The sequence below is a fragment of the Thalassolituus sp. LLYu03 genome, from assembly GCF_050507655.1.
Classification (GTDB): Bacteria; Pseudomonadota; Gammaproteobacteria; order Pseudomonadales; family Oceanobacteraceae; genus Venatoribacter.
Genome location: NZ_CP191496.1, coordinates 2,494,698 through 2,515,053, shown reverse-complemented (window position 1 = coordinate 2,515,053; position 20,356 = coordinate 2,494,698). Strand labels below are relative to the sequence as shown.

Annotated in this window: 15 protein-coding genes; 13 read left to right on the top strand and 2 right to left on the bottom strand. The window is 53.8% G+C overall.

Annotation, left to right across the window (positions count from 1 at the left end):
- Positions 1-31: 31 nt before the first annotated feature.
- Entirely contained in the window at positions 32-3,994 is a 3,963-nt protein-coding gene (gene fliD / locus ACQUQU_RS11410; protein ID WP_430459812.1) for a flagellar filament capping protein FliD, read from the top strand.
- 138 nt (positions 3,995-4,132) lie between these two features.
- Entirely contained in the window at positions 4,133-4,567 is a 435-nt protein-coding gene (locus ACQUQU_RS11405; RefSeq protein ID WP_430459811.1) for an ester cyclase, read from the top strand.
- Positions 4,568-4,682: 115 nt separating this feature from the next.
- Here the strand turns inward: ACQUQU_RS11405 and ACQUQU_RS11400 are convergent, their stop codons facing one another.
- On the bottom strand, positions 4,683-4,877 hold the full coding sequence (locus ACQUQU_RS11400) for a (2Fe-2S)-binding protein (RefSeq protein ID WP_430459810.1): 195 nt from the start codon (positions 4,875-4,877) through the stop codon (positions 4,683-4,685).
- Positions 4,878-5,131: 254 nt separating this feature from the next.
- Between ACQUQU_RS11400 and prfB the strand changes: the two genes are divergently transcribed.
- The 4 genes from prfB to ung all read left to right on the top strand — a co-directional run bounded on the left by prfB (position 5,132) and on the right by ung (position 9,882).
- Positions 5,132-6,227 (top strand): peptide chain release factor 2 gene (gene prfB / locus ACQUQU_RS11395; RefSeq protein WP_430459809.1). Its coding sequence is split into 2 segments (ribosomal slippage): positions 5,132-5,203 and positions 5,205-6,227, totalling 1,095 coding nucleotides; the frame shifts between segments, so codons are not numbered across the junction.
- 40 nt (positions 6,228-6,267) lie between these two features.
- Positions 6,268-7,797 carry a lysine--tRNA ligase gene (lysS, locus tag ACQUQU_RS11390; RefSeq protein ID WP_430459808.1) on the top strand — a complete coding sequence of 510 codons (1,530 nt, stop codon included), beginning with the start codon at positions 6,268-6,270 and terminating at the stop codon, positions 7,795-7,797.
- 126 nt (positions 7,798-7,923) lie between these two features.
- Positions 7,924-9,141, top strand: a complete 1,218-nt coding sequence (locus tag ACQUQU_RS11385; protein ID WP_430463038.1) for an asparagine synthase-related protein — start codon at positions 7,924-7,926, stop codon at positions 9,139-9,141.
- 57 nt (positions 9,142-9,198) lie between these two features.
- Complete coding sequence (gene ung, locus ACQUQU_RS11380; protein ID WP_430459807.1) at positions 9,199-9,882, top strand: uracil-DNA glycosylase; 684 nt, start codon at positions 9,199-9,201, stop codon at positions 9,880-9,882.
- Here the strand turns inward: ung and ACQUQU_RS11375 are convergent.
- Positions 9,866-11,899, bottom strand: a complete 2,034-nt coding sequence (locus ACQUQU_RS11375) for a methyltransferase domain-containing protein (protein WP_430459806.1) — start codon at positions 11,897-11,899, stop codon at positions 9,866-9,868. The genes ung and ACQUQU_RS11375 overlap by 17 nt on opposite strands.
- Positions 11,900-12,145: 246 nt before the next feature.
- Here ACQUQU_RS11375 and fliS point away from each other — a divergent pair, with 246 nt between their 5' ends.
- The 7 genes from fliS to fliG all read left to right on the top strand — a co-directional run bounded on the left by fliS (position 12,146) and on the right by fliG (position 20,356).
- The gene (gene fliS / locus ACQUQU_RS11370) at positions 12,146-12,604 is read left to right on the top strand and encodes a flagellar export chaperone FliS (RefSeq protein ID WP_430459805.1); all 459 of its coding nucleotides are present in this window, start codon (positions 12,146-12,148) and stop codon (positions 12,602-12,604) included.
- A gap of 246 nt (positions 12,605-12,850) precedes the next feature.
- On the top strand, positions 12,851-14,311 hold the full coding sequence (locus ACQUQU_RS11365) for a sigma-54 dependent transcriptional regulator (protein ID WP_430459804.1): 1,461 nt from the start codon (positions 12,851-12,853) through the stop codon (positions 14,309-14,311).
- A gap of 177 nt (positions 14,312-14,488) precedes the next feature.
- Positions 14,489-15,688: a sensor histidine kinase gene (locus tag ACQUQU_RS11360; RefSeq protein ID WP_430459803.1), complete on the top strand. Its 1,200-nt coding sequence runs from the start codon at positions 14,489-14,491 to the stop codon at positions 15,686-15,688.
- 18 nt (positions 15,689-15,706) lie between these two features.
- Positions 15,707-17,065 carry a sigma-54-dependent transcriptional regulator gene (locus ACQUQU_RS11355; RefSeq protein ID WP_430459802.1) on the top strand — a complete coding sequence of 453 codons (1,359 nt, stop codon included), beginning with the start codon at positions 15,707-15,709 and terminating at the stop codon, positions 17,063-17,065.
- Positions 17,066-17,235: 170 nt separating this feature from the next.
- Positions 17,236-17,634, top strand: coding sequence for a flagellar hook-basal body complex protein FliE (fliE, locus tag ACQUQU_RS11350; protein WP_430459801.1), 399 nt, complete (start codon positions 17,236-17,238; stop codon positions 17,632-17,634).
- A gap of 15 nt (positions 17,635-17,649) precedes the next feature.
- Positions 17,650-19,338: a flagellar basal-body MS-ring/collar protein FliF gene (gene fliF, locus ACQUQU_RS11345; RefSeq protein ID WP_430459800.1), complete on the top strand. Its 1,689-nt coding sequence runs from the start codon at positions 17,650-17,652 to the stop codon at positions 19,336-19,338.
- Entirely contained in the window at positions 19,328-20,356 is a 1,029-nt protein-coding gene (gene fliG, locus ACQUQU_RS11340; protein ID WP_430459799.1) for a flagellar motor switch protein FliG, read from the top strand. Before fliF ends, fliG begins: the two co-directional genes overlap by 11 nt.

The window sequence follows — 20,356 nt, the reverse complement described above, 5'->3', positions numbered from 1 at the left end:
TGCCTGCGTGATGCAGGCGTAGGGGTAAGGTATGGCATCCATCGAATCGCTCGGACTTGGGTCTGGCGTACTGACGACTGATCTGGTCGAGCAGATTATTTCGGCTGAGAAGGAAGCCTCTACCCTGCGTCTGGACAACCGCCAGACACTGGTCGAAGCCAAAATTACGGCTTACGGCGAGATTCAGTCGCTGATGTCCGAGGTGCAGTCTGCGGCGAGCAGTTTGTCCAGCCCAAGCCTGATGAGTTCAACAACGGCGACTTCGTCCGATGAGGATATCTTAACGGCAACCACGTCCAGTCTGTCCGAACCCGGTACCTACAGTATTGAGGTTCTGAACACGGCCAAGTCGCATGCTCTGGCAACCAGCAGCTATTCAAGCTTTAACGAAATTATTGGCACTGGAAAGCTGGTTTTTACCTTTGGTGCATTAACCTACGACGGCAGCGGTAATGTCACGGGGCAGGATCTTAATCCGGACCGAACTTCAAAAACCCTCACTATTGATGATTCCAACCGCACCCTGAGCGGCATTCGTGATGCCATCAACAATGCCGATATGGGCGTAACCGCATCCATCATTAACGACGGCAGTGGCTATCGTCTGCTGATGACCTCAACCGAGACGGGTGCCGAAAATGCCATGCGTATCGAAGCGCTGGATTCCTCTGGCAATCAGCTCACAACCGGTCTGGCGGCGCTGGCGTACAACGAAGATCAGCTGGCCACGTCGGATATTACTCAAACCTCAAAAGGTGAAGACGCCACGCTCAGCGTGAACGGTCTGACCATTACCCGCTCCAGCAACTCGGTGGATGAGGTGATTAAAGGGGTTACTCTCAACCTTAAAAATGCCGATGTGGGCAAAAACGTCACGGTAACGGTGGCGGCGGATACCGAAAAGCTGACAGAGAGCATCCAGTCATTTGTCGATGCCTACAACAATCTGAAATCCTTCGTGGATGATCTTTCCTCGTACAATTCGGATACGCAGGAAGCCGGTTTGCTGCTGGGTGATTCGACCATGCGCAATATTATGACTCAGATTCGGGCGCTGATCAGTGAACCAATAGTTGGATTAACCGGGAAGTACCGCTCGCTGACAGAACTGGGCGTGAATACCAATCGTGACAATGAATATTTGCTGGATTTTGATACCACTACTTTCACGTCTGCACTATCCGAAGACCGGGCTTCTATTATCGGCTTATTGTCGAAATCAGGCACCACAACTGACAGTCAGATTACCTACGTCAATGACTCGGTTAATACCCAGCCGGGTACCTACGATGTAGTGATTACCCAGCTGGCAACGCAGGCGATCTATCAGGGTGGTTCGCTTGATATCCTTGATTTCTCGTCGCCTGTCGTGATTGACGACAGTAACAATAATTTCCGCATTAACGTCAATGGGAGCAATGCTTCTATCGAACTGACAAAAGGTTCCTACCTGAGCGGTGATGATCTGGCGAAACAGATTGCATTGCAGATAAACAGTAACGATATTCTGAGCAGTGCCGGATACAGCGTTTCGGTTGATTACAGTGCTGATGATAAGAATTTTTCAATTACTTCAAACCTTTATGGTTCTTCTTCTCAAATTTATATCGCATCAACCGATCCTAACACGGCCAATACTCTGGGTTTCCACAAGCAAGGTCAGGGCGCCTATGAGGGGATAGCGTTGACTACGCTTAATGCCGACGCATTCAGCGGTAAAGGCGCGACGACTTCTATTGGCAGCTATGCAGTCAGTGAATCTACCGGGATTAATTTTGCCGCCAGTAATGCGACCTTCTCACTGGAGGTGGATGGCGGTGGGCCTGTAGCTGTGACGGTTAATCTGAATGCCAGTGGCCAGGATCTGAATGGCGATGGCGTATATGGCGACCGTAAAGACACGCTTCAGGCGATTCAGACTGCCATCGACAGTACCGCGCTGAATGGCGCTGTAACGGCGTCGTTCGATGATAATGGCTACCTGATTTTTGAAACGGTGGCTGAAGGAAGTGCGCGCTCGATTGATCTGACCGCAGTGGGAATCAGCACTTCGGATGTTCTGCTTGGGTTGGATGGAACTCAGGGCGTTCAGAATAATGGCAAGGATCCTGGCCTGCTCTTTTCCCAACCTGTTGAATTCAATGTGCAGGTGGATGGCGTCACGACCGCCACTAAAGTTGCAATCCCGGCTGGCAACTACCTGACCGGCAATGATCTGGCGGCAGAGATTCAGTCGCAGATTCAGGCGAGTTTGAATTCCGATGCGAACTTCACCGGGGTTGTGCAAGGTGCTGAAACAACCACCGGCACCCGTGATATTTCCACTGCGGTTGATTTTTCTACGGCAAATGCCGGTTTTGTACTGAACGTGTCAGGCGTAGAGCAGGAAATTATTATCAACGCGGATGCGACCGTTACCGACAATCTGACAGAAATTCAGGCGGCGCTGGATGCAGTTTACTCGGCGCCCAATCAGGTTGTGGCCAGCCTTGATGGTAATGGTCTTAAACTGACAACGCTGGCCACAGGCCATGAGGAATACATTGAAGTGGTCAGTGATGGCCGGGGTGCCAACACGTCGGTGTTCGGTGATATTTCCACCGGCATTGATTTTACCGGTGGCAATAATGCGACCTTTACACTGACTGTCGACGGCGTGGATATCAATGTTGACGTTAATGGTGACGGCACCACGGGAAACAATGATTCGGCGTCCAATCTGTCTGTTATTCAGAAAGCGCTGGATACGGCCTTGGTGGCAACCGGTCAGTTCAGTGCCGGTGATGTGAAAGCGGCCGTGGATGGCTCAGGCAATCTGTACTTCGAAACCTTCAGCAAAGAGGGTGTCCGCACGGCAGCAACCTTTGGTTCTTCGGCGTCTGTCGAAGTGAAGAATTTGGGCGGTACTGCAGCGTCGTCACTGGGGCTCAGTGCCGCCGTTTATCAGCAGGGCTATGACAGTTTTGGCCTGACAACCTCAGAACGTACGTTTGGCTACGATCTCGATACCGTTGTGGATTACGTCTACGACCCTGAAACCGATCTCGGCTCTTTTAATATTACGATTGGTGGTCAGGGCACCAGTATCGGCTTCACGGATCTCGACAGTACGGCAATCGCCTTTTTGGGGCTTCAGGACGTCAGTGTGTATTCGCCCTCTACGGCGAAAGGCAAGGATGTTGAGGGAACTATCAATGGCGTTGCTGCTACGGGAAGCGGTCAGTTTCTGCGGGCCCAGGACGGCAATACCAAAGCAACCAATGGTTACTACATTGGGGCTGAGGCTGCTGACTTTTCGACACCAGTGACATTGGATGCCACCAATAATACCTTCACTATCAAAATTGATGGCGTTGAAGCCGAAGTAACATTAAATCAGCCCGCTACCTATATCAGTGGTTCTGCACTTGCCTCTGCACTGCAAACCGCGATTAACAATACGGATGCCTTTGCCGATGAAGATATCTCGGTGAAAGTGGAATACTCAGACGACACATCCTCATTTGCCTACGGCAAATTCGGCATTATTTCAGCCTCGACAGGAAAATCATCGTCGGTCGAAATTACCGAGGTGTCTGGTGATGCGGCTTCTGTTTTTGGCTTCGTCAGAGGTCGGGGCGACGGTGAAGTCGGTAAAGATCAGGTGGGTACCGTTGACGATGCATCTGGTATTCGTCTGAAGGTGACCGGCGGCAGTGTCGGGGAGCGGGGTTCGGTCACCTATATCACGGGCTTCGGTGACAAGCTGAAAGACATTATGGATACCTTCCTCAATGGACAGAACAGCGTCATTGGCGTTCGTCAGGCAGCTCTGGACGACGAGGCAACCGTCATCGATGAAGATCGGGATAAGTTGGAAGCGAGAATGGATGCGCAGGAAGCGCGTCTGAAGTCTCAGTTTTTGTATAACGACGCTATTATTCAGACACTCAATACAACGCTGGATTATGTTAAAGCACAATTTGAAGCGCTGAATGGAACCAATAAAAATTAAACAGCAGAGCTAAGACCTCCGTTGTAAGATTTCTCGCACAAGGATTGAGGCTGGCAAATTGCGACGGCCTGAGCCACAATTGCCCCAGTTGGAATTGAGCCGCGCATCGGCGCGTAAACTAACCAAAGGGATGTGGTTATGTCTGACTTCAACAAACGCCTCGTTGAACACTTCATTCAGCTGTCCTGGAACACAGGGCGCTTCAATCTGCTGCGTCATATCGTCAGTCACGATTTTGTTTATCACACCAGCTTTGCCGAAGGCTTCAAAGATTTTGATGGATTCATCAATTATCTGCAGGAGATTCGTTCTGCTTTGCCGGATCTGGATGTCAGTGTGGAAGACATCATGGCAGAAGGCGACCGGGTCATTACGGTATCAACCTTTTCCGGCAGCTTCGAGAAGCCCGTATTCGGCATGCAGCCGAATGGCCTGGTGGTGAGCTTTATGGGGATTTCGACCTGGCAGATCCGTCGTGGCAAGGTGTGCAGTCAGAATACGCTGGTGGACATTGCTGAACTTCAGCGTCAGTTGGCCGTGTCATCGGGGAAGGGGATTCCGAAAGCCGGATAAGCCTCAGAGCAGCATTCAATCGCCGGCGCCGTCTGAGTGGCGTAGCAGTTGATTCACAGTCAACAAAAAAGAGCCCTCGGGCTCTTTTTTCGTTCGGGCGCTCGTGAGGGCGAACCTACACGGCTTCAGAGAATTCGCACGGCGGCAGGTTGGATACGGTCTGACGAATCAGTTGCTTCGCGCTCTGGCCGCAACAGCCGCAATCGGTCGCAACGCCAAGCTTCTGGCGGATCTGAGCATAGCTGTCGCCCTGGGCGACGGCTTCTTCGATCTGACGTTGGGTTACGGCTTTACACAGGCACACGTACATGACGCTAATCCGGATGAGAATCACTATGGTTTGCAATTTAGTTTTAATGAGAAGGATTTGCAATACCTTTTGTAAAAAATAACTATCGCATTCATAGGTAATTCTTAGTTAGTCAGGTTCTGCCATTCCCCGGTGCGCTTGCTCGCATACTCCAGCGGCTTTCTGTAAAATGCTGCGTCCTTTTTAATCAGCGTGATTGCACCCGATATTGGGTTGTATTCTGAAACAATCAGGCTTCAGAGCAGGGTATTACATTGGAAATCAATCCGATTCTCGAAACCATCAAAGACCTTAAGGCGCGCACCGACGTGCTTAGGGGGTATCTTTGACTACGCCAACAAGGTTGAGCGTTTAGAAGAAGTAGAACAGGAGCTGTCTCAGGGCGACGTCTGGGATAAGCCTGAGCGCGCCCAGGAACTGGGTCGTGAGCGCGCTGCGCTGGAAGCTGTGGTGAAAACCATCGACACCATGGACGCCGGTCTGGCCGATTCATCCGACCTGCTGGAAATGGCGGTCGAAGAGAACGACGAAAATGCGGTAGAAGACATCCGCAGCGAACTCGCTAACCTGCAGAAAGAGCTGGAAGTGCTTGAGTTCCGTCGTATGTTCTCCGGCGAACTGGATCCGAACAACTGCTACGTTGAAATTCAGGCTGGTTCCGGCGGCACCGAGGCTCAGGACTGGGCCAACATCCTTCTGCGTATGTACCTGCGCTGGATCGAAGCCAAAGGCTTCAAAGGCGAGCTGATGGAAGTCTCCGAAGGCGAGGTGGCGGGCATCAAAGGCGCTACTATTCGTGTCGAAGGCGAATACGCCTACGGCTGGCTGCGTACCGAAACCGGCGTGCATCGTCTGGTGCGTAAGAGCCCGTTCGACTCCGGTAATCGTCGTCATACCTCCTTCTCTTCCGTGTTTATTTCGCCGGAAGTGGATGACAACATCGACATCGAAATTAACCCGGCCGATCTGCGTATCGACGTTTACCGCGCCTCGGGCGCCGGTGGTCAGCACGTTAACCGGACCGAATCTGCGGTGCGTATCACGCACTTGCCGACCAATATTGTGACTCAGTGTCAGAACGACCGCTCGCAGCACAAAAACAAAGACCAGGCCATGAAGCAGCTGAAAGCCAAGCTGTATGAGCTGGAGCTGCAGAAGCGCAGCGCGGAAGCGCAGGCGCTGGAAGACACCAAGTCGGATATCGGCTGGGGCAGCCAGATCCGTTCTTACGTTCTGGACGACTCACGCATTAAAGACCTGCGTACCAGCGTTGAAACCCGCAATACTCAGGCGGTTCTGGATGGCGATCTCGATCAGTTTATTGAAGCCAGTCTGAAGAAAGGTCTGTAACACGGCGGACTGCTACGGCACATTTTATTAAGGTTTGAACATGACAGACATTACCAACGAACAAACAGCTCAGGATGAAAACAAACTCATTGCCGAGCGTCGCGCCAAGCTGGAACAGCTGCGTAACAACTGCAAGGCCAATGGTCACCCGAACGATTTCCGCCGCGAAGATCTGGCGGGCGATCTGAAGGCCGCCCATGGCGGTAAATCGCAGGAAGAACTGGCCGCAGCCGGTATCCGCGTCACCGTTGCCGGCCGCGTGATGCGTAAAGGCGGTCCGTTCGTGGGTGTGCTGGACAGCACCGACAGCATTCAGGTGTACATGGGCAAGCCGCTGCAGAAAGAAAGCGAAGCCTGGCAGCTGCTGGATATCGGCGATATCGTCGGTGCCACCGGTACCCTGCACCTGTCTGGTAAAGGCGAGCTGTACGTTGATGTGGCCGATGTGGCGGATTTCCGTATTCTGACCAAAGCCCTGCGTCCGCTGCCGGATAAATTCCACGGACTGGCTGATCAGGAAATGAAATACCGTCAGCGTTACGTCGACCTGATCATTAATCAGGAAACCCGTAACACCTTCCGTGTGCGTTCCAAAATCATCGAGACCATCCGTTTCTTCCTGTCCCAGCGTGGCTTTATGGAAGTGGAAACTCCGATGCTGCAGACCATTCCGGGCGGCGCGTCAGCCAAGCCGTTTGAAACGCACCACAACGCCATGGACATCGACATGTTCCTGCGTATTGCGCCGGAACTGTACCTGAAGCGTCTGGTGGTAGGTGGCTTCGACCGCGTGTTCGAAATCAACCGTAACTTCCGTAACGAAGGCACGAGTACCCGTCACAACCCTGAATTCACCATGATCGAGTTCTATCAGGCCTACGCCGATTACCGCGACATGATGGATACCACGGAAGACATGCTGCGCTTCGTTGCCGAAACCGTACTGGGTACCACCACCATTCAGTATGGCGAATCCACTTACGATTTCGGCCAGCCGTTCACCCGCATCAGCATGGTAGACGCCATTCTTAAGTACAACGACGGTATGGACGAAGCGGTACTGCGCGATGCGGAAAACAACATCGAAACCCTGAAAGAATACGCGCGTAAAGTGGGTATTCACTTAGGGCCGAAAGAAGCAGGCTGGGGCGCCGGTAAGCTGCTGTGCGAAATCTTCGAAGAAACCGCCGAGCATAAACTGGATCAGCCAACCTTTATTACCGAATACCCATGGGAAGTGTCACCGCTGGCACGTCGTAACGACGACAACCCGTTTGTGACCGACCGCTTTGAATTCTTCATCGGTGGCCGCGAGCTGGCCAACGGCTTCTCCGAGCTGAACGACGCTGAAGATCAGGCGGCCCGTTTCCGTAGACAGGTTGAAGAAAAAGACGCCGGCGACGACGAAGCCATGCACTACGATGGCGACTACGTTAATGCGCTGGAATACGGTCTGCCACCAACCGCCGGTGAAGGTATTGGTATCGACCGTCTGGTCATGCTGTTTACTAACAGTCACACCATTAAAGACGTGATTCTGTTCCCGCACATGAAGCCGCTGGCAGATTAATCTGATTGTCTTTTCGAGGAAAGCCGCGTATATCGCGGCTTTTTTTTACCAGAGATGTTCACTGGTGATGGCTTTCAGGCTGTGTTTGTATTTTCTGGTTGCTGATAATTCAAGGACACCCTCTTGATGAACTTGCAGAATGAAATTCTGGATATTCTGTACTTCGGTTACCCGTTGCGGTCCTGTGTTGACGAACATGTGTTGGTGAGCAACGCAGTCACGGATGAGTCCACACTGAGCAAGCTCCGGAGTGTGTTTCTGGCAGCAACGGAACGATTGCTGGGGAATCATCAGCACGTCATTCTGCCGCTGTCCGGAGGCTTGGACTCGCGCCTGATTCTGGGTTGTTTACTGGAGTGTCTTCCGGCCAGCCGAATCCATGCTTTTAATTACGGTGTGCCCGGAAATCTTGATTTTGAAATACCGCAGAAAATTGCCCGTGCGACCGGTATTCATCTAGTTCAGACGGAGTTCAGAGAGGTGCAGTTGAGCCCAGACCGCCTGCTGGATAGCGGATATACACTGGCTTCAGCTCCATGTCACAATCTTATCGGATACACACTGATTCAGGCATTGTCAGAAACGTCGTTAGGCAAGCTGGGTGTGGATGCCTCGTTGCCAGTCTGGTCGGGCTTTCTGGGCGACCGGATTTTCAACGAAAAATGGAAAGGTCTGCAGCTGCCACTACGCGAATCCGCACATTTATTTGCAGAAAATTACTGCATTAATTCCCGCTTTGCTGAGCTGTTCCCGGATTATGATCCGGGTGCTCGGCTTGAGGACATGTACCGCGATAGTGATGAGCCAGTTGGGACAACATGGATTGAACGGATGGAATACCATCAGCGTCAATATCGTGTGCGAAGCACGCTGATGACCCTGCCAGGGTCTTATTGCTTCCTGTTTGAACAGCCAGAGGTCATGGCTCAGATTATTGGCTGTGGCCAGAGATTCTCCCATCGGGGAGAGTTGCAAACACGCTATTTTCACCAGTTTCACCCGAAGCTGGCTGCATTGCCTGTAACCAGCCGGTTTGGCGCTGCATTACTGAAGTATCCGTGGCAAACCAGTCTGAATCGCTGGATCCGGCTGGGGAAAAACCGGGCAGGAAGTTTGCCTGGGCTGACGTTTTTAAAAGACCGTAATGTGAAAATCTCACCGGGATTGCTGTCGGCACAGGTTCGCGGTTATGACGAATGCATCAGGGGCGGGCTTAATGTAGCCGGAAAAGCGCTGGAACCACTTGGAATCAATATTTATCATCCGGTATTGAGCAGTTGGCGACATACTCGTCTGGGTGCTGAGCAAATGGCTTCGCTGGGGTATTTACATATTCCGTCGTGAAAAATGTTACTGCCTGTATTTTTTAATTTTTAATCAGACAAAAGCGGAGAAGGCACTATGCTGCAGGACAAACCCGGCGCACTGCACCCATCCTGGCAAGCGGTGCTGGGGGCAGAATTTGATCAGCCCTATATGCAGAATCTGAAAACCTTTCTGAAAAACGAAAAAAATGCCGGCAAAGTGATTTATCCACCAGGTCCGCAAATTTTTAATGCGTTTAATCACGCGCCGTTTGATCAGGTGCGGGTGGTGATTATTGGTCAGGACCCGTACCACGGTCCGGGTCAGGCCCATGGTCTGAGTTTCTCGGTGCAACCCGGGGTAAGGTTGCCACCATCGCTGATGAACATTTTCAAAGAAATCGAAGGTGATCTCGGCATCCGCATGAGCGGTAATGGCGACTTGACGCCATGGGCTGATCAGGGTGTATTGCTGCTGAACGCCACGCTGACGGTGGAGCAGGCTAATGCCGGTTCGCACCAGGGCAAGGGCTGGGAACAATTTACCGATGCTGCCATCCGTGCGCTGAACGAAGGTCGTGACGGTCTGGTGTTTGTGCTGTGGGGCAGCTACGCGCAGAAAAAAGGCGCGGTTATCGACGCCAACCGCCATCAGGTGATTAAATCTGTACACCCGTCGCCGCTGTCGGCGCACCGCGGTTTCTTTGGTAATCACCAGTTTTCGCGTATTAACGACTACTTAATCAGTCGTGGTGAGGCGCCGGTTAACTGGCAGCTGTAACCGGCTTTTGCACATAAAACTGATACATTCCGGCGAACAGCGCCGGATTTTTTTGCTCAAGTGCTGACCATTCGGCGGTGGTCAGTTGCCATGCGGCTTTGCCCGTTAAGGCCAGCAGGCCCTGAAAGCCGGGTGGTGGCAGCATGCCCAGCCAGTTCAGCCCAGCGCCTGCGCAGAACGCTTCCAGCTCTGATACATCAAACTGATGTTCCTGCTGATGAAACAGCAAATCGCGGCAGGCACTTAAGCTGTAAAAGTCTGGCGAGTTATAAATATCCGACCAGTCGCCGGCCAGGGATTTCTGCAGAATGGCCTCACGGATCAGCCGCATATCGCTTACTTTACTCGGGCACTGATTGCCCCACAGCTGACGCAGGCGGGCAATGCTCTGTCGTGCGGTACGGCTGTAGAGTGCGATCTTCATCACCCCACCAGGTTTCAGTATTGAGGCCAGAGCATTCAGGCCGGCGTGCGGATTTTCCATATGGTGCAGTACGCCTGAGCACTCGATCACATCAAAGGTTTTCTGCAGTTTTTTGCTTTGCAGAATATCGCCCTGAATAAATTCAATATCACTCACCTGACGCTTGCTCGCCTGCAGGCTGGCATACGCCAGTGCGGTATGACTTAAATCCAGAGCGGTCAGGGTGAGCGGACTGAAATACAGTGCCAGACGGATCGCGTGTCGTCCGGTACCGCAACCGGCTACCAGAACCTGTGCCTGGTCGTGTGGCAATGCCGATAAATCAGCGCGTGGAAACGCCGCCTGTAAGGATTCACGGTAATTAGCCGGCTGGTTGTATCCGATATCCGTCCAGCGCGGGTATGGGTGTTCGTCGTACTGAGCTTTTACTTTTTCTGATACTGCGTTTTTACCGGCGCTCAGTGCCGGCAATTGCTGGCGGATGCGGTTCAGTTGTTTGTATTCATTCAGCTGCGCGCGAATAAACGCATCCAGAGTGTCTGGCCATTGCAGGCGTTTACTCAGCAACTGGTCACGGAAAGAACAGGTATTTAATGGCCGGTACATCAGCACCAGACTGATCGCCGGAAACAGATCACTGGCTTTAATATCGGCCAGTCCGAGCATTTTCTCAACCAGCAGCGACAGCTGTTCGACCAGCATGTCTTCCTGCGTGCTGGTGTACCACACCGACTCATTCAGATGGCATTGCTGTGCCAGTGCGGCGACCAGAGGCAATTCCTGCGCACGCACAGACAGCTGGCGGCTGCAGGAAAATAAAATCGACTGGCGCAGGGTAATCAGCAGGCGTTCCATTAACGGATCGCAGAAATAAAAACGCGTCAGGCATTTTTGCAGCAGCGGCTCGGCCAGCAGGGTATCCATTTCCAGCGGACAACCCGCTTCTGACAAGCGCAGTTTATGTTTGAGTAAGGACGTCGCCAGTGAGCGCATCTGCCCGAAATCGACGTCGTTGAAATCCAGATAGCGCAGGACATCCTGTTCCAGCTCTTCTGAATAAAAATCGGCCACCACTTTCGAGGCAGATTCAAACAGCTGGCTGCGGATCTGTTTGTCACGGTACTGGGTTTTGGCGAGTTCACGGTAGTGGCGGAAGGCCTCAACATAGTCGCCCTGCAGAAATTTTACGTGGGCCAGCGAGTTAACCGCTTTGGTTGCCACGCGCGAAATGGCCGTCGACTGGCTGAAATACGCTTCTGCCCGTTCGAGCTGATGCTGAGCCAGCGCGATATGGCCTGCACTGTAGAGCAGGCTGGCGCTTTCGGGTTTGAGTTTGAGGCCGGTTTCTACCCAGTGCTCCGCCGCGCGAAACTGACGGCGCTGCATTTCAATACGTGCCAGCAGGTTCAGTCCGGCGACGTACGACGGCTTCAGCTCATAGGCGTACAGTGCTTGTTGCAGGGCATCGTCCAGCAGGGCGGCGTTGTGCTCGTCTGCGCCAATGCTGTACAGCCGGCTGGCGGTTTCATAATAGTGACGGTGATCGAATTGCAGATCACTGCGCGATGCCGGTTTGAGTTGTGCGCTGGCCATAGTGAGCCTCAGCTGTCGGATTTCATTACCGGCAGATCAGCATTTTGTGTGCCATTTTTTAACGATTTGAAAATTAAGGGATTTTTCGTGAAGGACGGCAATTAACGGCAGGTGGCAACTTGCCGCGGCAGGCCAGCGGTTGCCGCTTGCCGCTGTCTTTACACAGCTTTTCTGCATCCGGCGTTAAAGAATTGGCGAGCGCGGCCGTCAAATAGAAAACAGGCAAACACTCAGCAGGAGACGAGTATGTACAACAGTGGCGCCAAACAATATCAGCAGGTTAACGTAACCTCCGAAGTGCTGGATGCCGATCCGCACCGGCTGATTCAGCTGCTGATGGAAGCGGCTCTGACACGCATGTCCCAGGCCAAAGGGGCTATGGAGCGTGAAGAAACTGAATCCAAAGCCCACTTGCTCGGGCGCGTGATGGAAATTATTCACACGCTGCAGGGCAGTCTGAATCACAGCGCCGGTGGCGAAGTGGCGGCTAATCTGGATCGTCTTTACGACTACATGAACCGCCGTCTGTTACAGGCGACTGCGCGCAACGACACGGCGATGGTCGACGAAGTCATGTCGCTGATGATGCAGGTTAAGCAGGGCTGGGACGGTATTCGCGACGAATATCTGCAGAATGCCGGCATGCCACGCAGTGCTTCGGCACCGACTCCGGACACCCGTCTTGAGTCTCATATTTCCGCCTGATTCTTTACAAAACCTTCACACAATGCTGGCACGCTGACGCTCTGGAGCGGACTGCGTGCCTTGTCTTTTGACGACGCTATCAGCTATAAAGGCCGCCGTCGCGTACGCTTTACAAGATTTTTATTAATAACGTCAGAAGTTTGACATGCACGCAAAGTCCGACTTAACTGTTGTGGCTGGAGTCAATCCTGTGACGTTTTTACAGAAGAAAAACCGACACGCATCGGGAAGGAAAGGCTGATTACCATGTGGAGAGAAATTAAGGTCCTGCTGATCGACGATAATGAGCAGCGTAGCCATGATATGAAAGTGATTCTCGACTTTCTTGGTGAAGAGGCCATTGTTGCTCGTCCGACCGACTGGCGCCGCGAAGTGGAAGGCCGGGTGGAAGACAGTACAGAAATCAGTGCAGTGTTGCTGGGTGACTGCAACACCCTGAATCTCGAAGATGTGGTTGAAGCACTGCTCAGCTGGGACAAAGGCGTGCCTATCCTGCTGATGGGCGACCGCACGCTGACCGATGCGGTATCGGATCACGTACGCCGTGCTGTGCTGGCGTCGCTGGAGATGCCGCCAAGCTACAACAAACTGCTCGACAGTCTGCACCGCTGTCAGGTCTATCGCGAGCAGTACACCCACAACCGCAGCCGAGGTGAACGCCGGGAATTACAGTTATTCCGCAGTCTGGTCGGCACCAGCCGTTATATCCAGCACGTGCGTGAGCTGATCATGCAGGTGGCCGATAAAGACGTCAGCGTGATGATTCAGGGCGAGTCCGGTACCGGCAAAGAAGTGGTTGCGCGTAACCTGCATTACCATTCCCATCGCCGCAACAAGCCTTTTGTGCCGGTGAACTGCGGCGCTATTCCGGCTGAGTTGCTGGAAAGCGAACTCTTCGGCCATGAAAAAGGCGCGTTTACCGGTGCCATCAATACCCGCCCGGGCCGTTTCGAAATGGCCGAAGGCGGTACTCTGTTCCTCGACGAAATCGGCGATATGCCGCTGAACATGCAGGTGAAAATTCTGCGTGTACTGCAGGAACACACCTTTGAGCGTGTCGGCTCCAACAAAACCATTGAAGCCAACGTGCGCATCATTGCGGCGACGCACAAAAATCTGGAAAAGATGATCGAAGAGGGCACCTTCCGTGAAGACCTCTATTACCGTCTGAATGTATTCCCGATTGATATGCCGTCGCTGCGCGAGCGCGTAGAAGATCTGCCGCTGCTGCTGAACGAACTGATTTCCCGCATGGAAAACGAAAAGCGCGGTTCCATCCGGTTCAACTCGGCGGCCATTATGTCGCTCTGTCGTCACGACTGGCACGGCAACGTCCGCGAGCTGGCCAACCTGGTTGAGCGTCTGGCGATTCTGCATCCGTACGGTGTGATCGGCGTGAATGAATTACCGAAGAAATTCCGTCACGTGGATGACAACGACGAGGCCAATCCGGTGCCTGTGATTGCCGACGTCACCCAGACTGAAGGCCGTCTGGCCGGTATTGATTCTCCGGCGTTGCTGCCGGTGAATGGGCTGGATCTGCGTGAATATCTGCAGGATCTGGAATGCTCCCTGATTCAGCAGGCGCTGGATGATGCCAATGGCATCGTCGCCCGTGCGGCAGAAAAGCTGAATATCCGCCGCACCACGCTGGTGGAGAAAATGCGTAAGTACAATCTTGGGCGGAAAGAAAAAGATTTCGCCTGATTCCTCCCGAAAAGGCCGGCATTTGCCGGCCTTTTTCTTTATCTGACAAGACGTTAGCCGTCAGAGATTCATTGACACTTTTCGCTGCGCCAGGTGCTGGATAGTCGGCACGCTAATTGCTCAAGCCTCATTTGTGACGATTTATTGCCGGAAAACCGGCAAAAACATGAGGTGTTTATGGCGAATGCAGCGTTAAGTCCGCAAACCGAGCTTCCGGGTGCTGGCCACATGCATATGGATCAGGCGGAACTGCGCAAAGCGTTCACCCTGTTTTCCGAGATGTCGCAACAACTCACAGACTCCTACAGTTTCCTCGAACACAAAGTCGAACAGCTCAGTGGTGAACTGGCGTCGGTGTCGGCGCAGCGCATGCAGGAACTGGCGGAAAAAGAACGTCTGGCAGACCGCCTGAAAAGCCTGCTGCAGCTGCTGCCGGCGGGCGTTCTGCTGATCGATCAGAACGGGTACGTGGCACAGAGTAATCCGGCCGCGGACGATTTATTACTGCCGAACGCCGGAGTGCGCAGCCTGATTGGTGAGCGCTGGCGCAATCTGATCCGCATTTGTTTTAAACCGCGCCAGGACGATGGTCACGAAATTTCTCTGGTCGACGGCCGCCGCGTGCATTTGCGCACGGCACCCATGGCCAATGAGCCGGGGCAGCTGATTTTACTGACCGATATGACAGAAACCCGCGCCCTGCAAAGCAAGCTCAGTCAGCATGAACGGCTGTCGGCGATGGGCAAAATGGTCGCTTCGCTGGCGCATCAGATCCGCACGCCGTTGGCCGCAGCCACCTTATATGCCGGGCATCTGGAAAATCCGGAGCTGGACAACAGCACCCGGGTGAAATTTGCCGGCAAACTCAATGAACGTCTGCGTCATCTGGAAAATCAGGTGCGCGACATGCTGATTTTCGCCCGTGGTGAAGCACCACTGAATGACGAAATCACGCTGCAGCAATTAATGCAGGGTGTTTCGGCCGCCATGGAAGTGCCGCTCGCCAGTTATGGCGCCACCTGCAGCATTCACAATGAAATTCCGCAGCGGAAAATCATCTGCAACCGTGACGCATTAATCAGCTCGCTGATGAATCTGGTGAACAACGCCCTCGAATCGGTTGAGCCGCCGGTGCACATAGATATTCAGGTGTCTGAAGCAGAGGACGGGCGTGTGCATGTCCGGGTGATGGACAACGGCCCGGGCCTGACAGATGCCCAGAAAGAAAAAATCATGCAGCCATTTTTTACCACCAAGGCCAATGGTACCGGTCTTGGGCTGGCCGTGGTGCAGGCGGTTGCCCGCGCACACCGTGCCGAATTTTTGTTAACCGACAGTCCGGCCGGCGGTGTTTCGGCGGAGCTGATACTGCAATAGCGGTGTGAGGAGAATCCCATGAAATTACTGGTTGTTGAAGACGATCCGAAGCTGCGCGAAGCCATGGTCGATACGCTGATGCTCAAAGGGCATGAGGTGAGTGAAGCGGGTAACGGCATTGATGCGCTGGCCATTGTCCGTTCACGCAATCTCGATCTGGTGCTGTCGGACATTAATATGCCGGGAATGGACGGTCTGGAATTATTGCAGACCGTGAAGGCCGAACACCCCTGGTTACCTGTGGTGCTGATGACCGCTTATGGCGATGTCGGTCAGGCGGTGAAGGCCATGCAGCGTGGTGCCAACGATTATTTAATGAAGCCGTTTGAACTGGCCGAACTGGAAGCCATCCTGCGTACTTTCAGCAGCTCGCCGGTGGAGCAGAACGATACCGATCCGGTGGCCGAATCCGTGGTGTCACAACAATTATTTCAGCTGGCACAACGCGTCGCCCAGACCGATTCCACGGTATTAATCAGCGGTGAAAGCGGCACCGGTAAAGAAGTGCTGGCGCGTTACATTCATCAGCAATCGTCCCGTCGTCACCAGCCGTTTATTGCCATTAACTGCGCCGCGATCCCGGAAAATATGCTCGAAGCCATGTTGTTCGGTTACGAAAAAGGCGCGTTTACCGGCGCTTACAACGCCATGCCGGGAAAATTTGAACAGGCCGATGGCGGTACCTTGCTGCTCGATGAAATCACCGAAATGGATCTCGGCCTGCAGGCGAAATTGCTGCGGGTTCTGCAGGAGCGTCAGGTCGAGCGTCTGGGTGGCAAAAAAGTGCTGGATCTGGATGTGCGAATTATCGCCACCACCAACCGTGAGCTGGCCGACTACGTGGCCGAAGGTAAATTCCGCGAAGACCTTTACTACCGCCTGAGTGTGTTCCCGCTGCAGTGGCTGCCGCTGCGCGATCGCCGCGACGACATTCTGCCACTGGCGCGCCGCTTGCTGGCGCATCACGCGGCGAAAATGAAACGCCCGGCGCCGGCGCTGCTGCCGGAAGCGGAACAGAAATTAATTGCCCACAGCTGGCCGGGCAACGTGCGTGAGCTCGACAACACCATGCAGCGGGCGCTGATCATTCAGACCGGCCCGCAGATTTTTGCCGCCGACCTGATTCTGACGCCTGTGCCTAAAAACCGTCAGCATACTCCGGCGCCTGTGATGGAGATGATGCTGGCCGATGATAACGACGGCGTACTGGGTTCCGATTTACGTCAGCGCGAAGTGGAGCTGATTGTGAAGGCGTTGAAAGAAGAGCCGAGCCGCAAAGAGGCGGCCGACCGTCTTGGCATCAGCCCGCGGACGTTACGCTACAAGATGGCGAAGTTGCGTGAGGACGGCATCGACGTCGAGGGCATGCTGGCCTGAACCTGTTGATTAAAAAGCGCCGAGAGGCGCTTTTTTTATGCGCGTCTTTACACAAGCCTTAGATTGGCAAGCCAATTGCAGCGTCAGTAAAACGAATAGGAAATCCGGATTTAAGCGTCAAAATTCCGGATGTAGTGATCCTGGCGCTGCACGATTCAGAGGGGATTATCATGGTGGACCGCGTCGATATTAATTCGGTACTGATGCAGATGCGTCAGGTCCGCACACATCTGCGTACTCAGCATGAACAGACAGCAACGACCGTCAGTCCGTCGTCGCTGGTGGACAGTGTCCGCCGCATTCAGCAGGAAACCCAGAGCACTGCCATTCGTGGCGATAATACGGTGCCGGATTTCCAGAGTATGTTTAAGAACGCCATCGATTCCGTTAATGAAAATCAGAAAGTCGCCGCCGATCTGGCTACCCGCTTTGAACAGGGTGACACTTCCATTGATTTACCCGAAGTCATGATTGCACTGCAAAAATCCAGTGTGTCTTTTCAGGCTATGACCCAGGTCCGTAACAAGCTGGTCGAAGCCTACAAAGACGTCATGAATATGCCGGTCTGAATCAGGTAACGGATCATGGATAACGCACCAGCCGCCAGTTCAGAAGCCGAAGTCGAAGCGTCTGCGCCCGCCCGCCCGGCGGAAGATCAGTACGCGCACCCGGTTCTGGCCGGATTTAATCGTCTGTCGATCGTACGCCAGATTGCCGTCATTGCGGGTGTTGCACTGGTGGTGGGTCTGGCCATCGCCATTTTAATGTGGTCGCGCGAACCGACCTACAAGCCCCTGATTTACCGTATGCAGGATCACAACGCCGGCGACATCATCGAGGTGCTGCAGCGCGAAGGCATTCAGTTTGAAATTGATCCGTCTTCACAGATTCTGATGGTGCAGGCGTCCGACCTGCACGAAGCCCGAATGAAACTCGCAGCCGCCAGTCTGATCGACGATAAGACCGTTGGTCTGGAAGTGCTGGATAAAGATTCCGCGCTCGGCACCAGCCAGTTTATTGAAAACGCCCGTTACCGCCGTGGCCTCGAAGGGGAACTGGCGCGCACCATTGCCAGCGTTAAATCCGTGCGTAACGCACGTGTGCATCTGGCCATGCCAAAACAATCAGTATTTGTCCGTGACCAGCGCAAGCCACGTGCGTCGGTTTTTGTTGAGCTGTACGCCGGCCGCGAATTATCGCGCGATCAGGTTGAGGCCATTGTGAACCTGGTGGCATCGAGCGTTTCCGATATGGACAAAGCCGATGTTTCAGTGGTCGACCAGTTCGGCAATTTATTGTCGAAGCCGGTGGAAAATACCGAAGAAATGGTCGCCCACAAGCAGCTTGAATACACAGAAAAAGTCGAAGACTCCATCGTGCAGGCCGTGAATAACATTCTGAAGCCTGTGCTGGGTACGGATAATTACAAAGCGGAAGTGTCCGCCGATGTAGACTTCACATTGCATGAGCAGAGTGAAGAACTGTACAACCCCGACCTGATTGCGCTGCGCAGCGAACAATTAATTAACGAAGAAAATACCGATAAAAACGGCGGTGGTATTCCGGGTGCACTGTCGAATCAACCGCCAGCCGCGGCCACGGCGCCAGAACAGGCAAACGGCGGTACCAGCGGTGGTGCCAACGGCAGCAAGCGCTCAGAAGCCACACGCAATTACGAAGTCGACCGCACGCTCAGTTACAAACAGCAGCAGGTGGGCCGCATCCGTCGCCTGACCGTGGCGGTGGTGGTTAACGACCGGGCCAGCGTCAATGCCGACGGCGATACCGTCTACACTCCATGGGCCGAAGCCGATCTGGCACGGCTGGAATTGCTGGTCAAAGACGCGGTCGGTTTCAGTGCCGCCCGTGGCGACAGTGTGAATGTGATCAACTCGCCGTTCATGGGCAAAGGCGAGACAGAACTGGGCGATCCGGATTTCTGGACCCAGCCATGGTTCTGGGAAATCATGAAACAGATTCTCGCTGGCCTGTTTATTCTGGTGCTGATCTTCGGTGTCATCCGTCCGACCATCAAGAGCATTGCCAACCGTGGCAAAGACGATACCGCTGTGCTGCTTGAGGAACTGGAAGACGCTGAGGCCGGTCTCGACGGCGATAAAGTCACGCTCTCCGGCATGGATGAATATCTGCTGCCGGGTGCTTCCGAAAGTTTCGAGCGTCAGCTGGACGCTCTCAAGGGCCTGATTGCCGAAGACCCGGCGCGGGTGGCTCAGGTCGTGATCAGATGGGTGAACGAAGACCATGGCAAATGATGATGCGAACAGCCAGAACGATCTGTCCAAACTCAACCGGCTTGAGCGTGCTGCCATCCTGTTGATGACGCTGGGCGAAAAAGACGCGGCTGAAATTCTGAAGCACATGGGGCCGAAAGAAGTGCAGCGGGTCGGTACGGCGATGGCCACGCTGAACAACATCAACCAGACCCAGGTTGAAGGTGTGGTTGGCGAATTTCTTGAAGCCGTCAGCGGCCAGACCGGCATGGGTCTGGGTTCAGACGCGTACATCCGTAATATGCTGACGCAGGCTCTCGGTACCGACAAAGCCGGCGCCCTGATCGACCGTATTTTGCTGGGCGGTAACACCACAGGTCTGGATTCCCTGAAATGGATGGAGCCCCGCCAGGTGGCCGATTTAATCCGCCACGAACACCCGCAGATTCAGGCCATTGTGGTGTCGTATCTGGATGCCGATCAATCGGCGGAAATTCTCTCCAACTTTGACGAAAAAGTGCGCCTCGACATCATCATGCGGGTGGCGGCACTGGAAGCGGTACAGCCGGCCGCACTGCACGAATTGAACGATATTCTTGAACGTCAGTTCTCGGGCAAAGCCGGTGCGCAGACGACCTCCATGGGCGGTGTCAAAGTGGCAGCGAGCATCGTCAACTTTGTGGACAGCACCATGGCCGCCGAGCTGCTCGAACAGATCAAAGAAGTGGACGAAGATCTGGGTACCCAGATTCAGGATCTCATGTTCGTGTTCGACAACCTCGTCGATGTCGACGACCGCGGTATTCAGGCACTGATGCGCGAAGTGTCGAGCGACCTTCTGGTTGTTGCACTCAAGGGCGCAGACCCTCTGGTGCAGGAGAAGATTTTCAAGAACATGTCGAAGCGGGCTGCCGAGCTGCTGCGTGACGACCTTGAAGCGAAAGGTCCGGTTAAAGTCAGCGAAGTGGAAGCATCGCAGAAAGAAATTCTTACCATCGCCCGTCGTCTGGCCGATGCCGGCGAAATTGTGCTGGGCGGTGGCGGCGAGGCCATGATGTAA

Excerpts from the sequence above, each read along its gene's own strand:
- ACQUQU_RS11355 (WP_430459802.1), top strand. The coding sequence starts at position 15,707 with ATGAAATTACTGGTTGTTGAAGACGATCCGAAGCTGCGCGAAGCCATG.
- fliD (WP_430459812.1), top strand. The coding sequence starts at position 32 with ATGGCATCCATCGAATCGCTCGGACTTGGGTCTGGCGTACTGACGACT.
- ACQUQU_RS11385 (WP_430463038.1), top strand. The coding sequence starts at position 7,924 with ATGAACTTGCAGAATGAAATTCTGGATATTCTGTACTTCGGTTACCCG.
- ACQUQU_RS11405 (WP_430459811.1), top strand. The coding sequence starts at position 4,133 with ATGTCTGACTTCAACAAACGCCTCGTTGAACACTTCATTCAGCTGTCC.
- lysS (WP_430459808.1), top strand. The coding sequence starts at position 6,268 with ATGACAGACATTACCAACGAACAAACAGCTCAGGATGAAAACAAACTC.
- fliS (WP_430459805.1), top strand. The coding sequence starts at position 12,146 with ATGTACAACAGTGGCGCCAAACAATATCAGCAGGTTAACGTAACCTCC.
- ACQUQU_RS11400 (WP_430459810.1), bottom strand. The coding sequence starts at position 4,877 with ATGTACGTGTGCCTGTGTAAAGCCGTAACCCAACGTCAGATCGAAGAA.
- ACQUQU_RS11365 (WP_430459804.1), top strand. The coding sequence starts at position 12,851 with ATGTGGAGAGAAATTAAGGTCCTGCTGATCGACGATAATGAGCAGCGT.
- fliF (WP_430459800.1), top strand. The coding sequence starts at position 17,650 with ATGGATAACGCACCAGCCGCCAGTTCAGAAGCCGAAGTCGAAGCGTCT.
- ACQUQU_RS11360 (WP_430459803.1), top strand. The coding sequence starts at position 14,489 with ATGGCGAATGCAGCGTTAAGTCCGCAAACCGAGCTTCCGGGTGCTGGC.
- fliE (WP_430459801.1), top strand. The coding sequence starts at position 17,236 with ATGGTGGACCGCGTCGATATTAATTCGGTACTGATGCAGATGCGTCAG.
- ung (WP_430459807.1), top strand. The coding sequence starts at position 9,199 with ATGCTGCAGGACAAACCCGGCGCACTGCACCCATCCTGGCAAGCGGTG.
- ACQUQU_RS11375 (WP_430459806.1), bottom strand. The coding sequence starts at position 11,899 with ATGGCCAGCGCACAACTCAAACCGGCATCGCGCAGTGATCTGCAATTC.
- fliG (WP_430459799.1), top strand. The coding sequence starts at position 19,328 with ATGGCAAATGATGATGCGAACAGCCAGAACGATCTGTCCAAACTCAAC.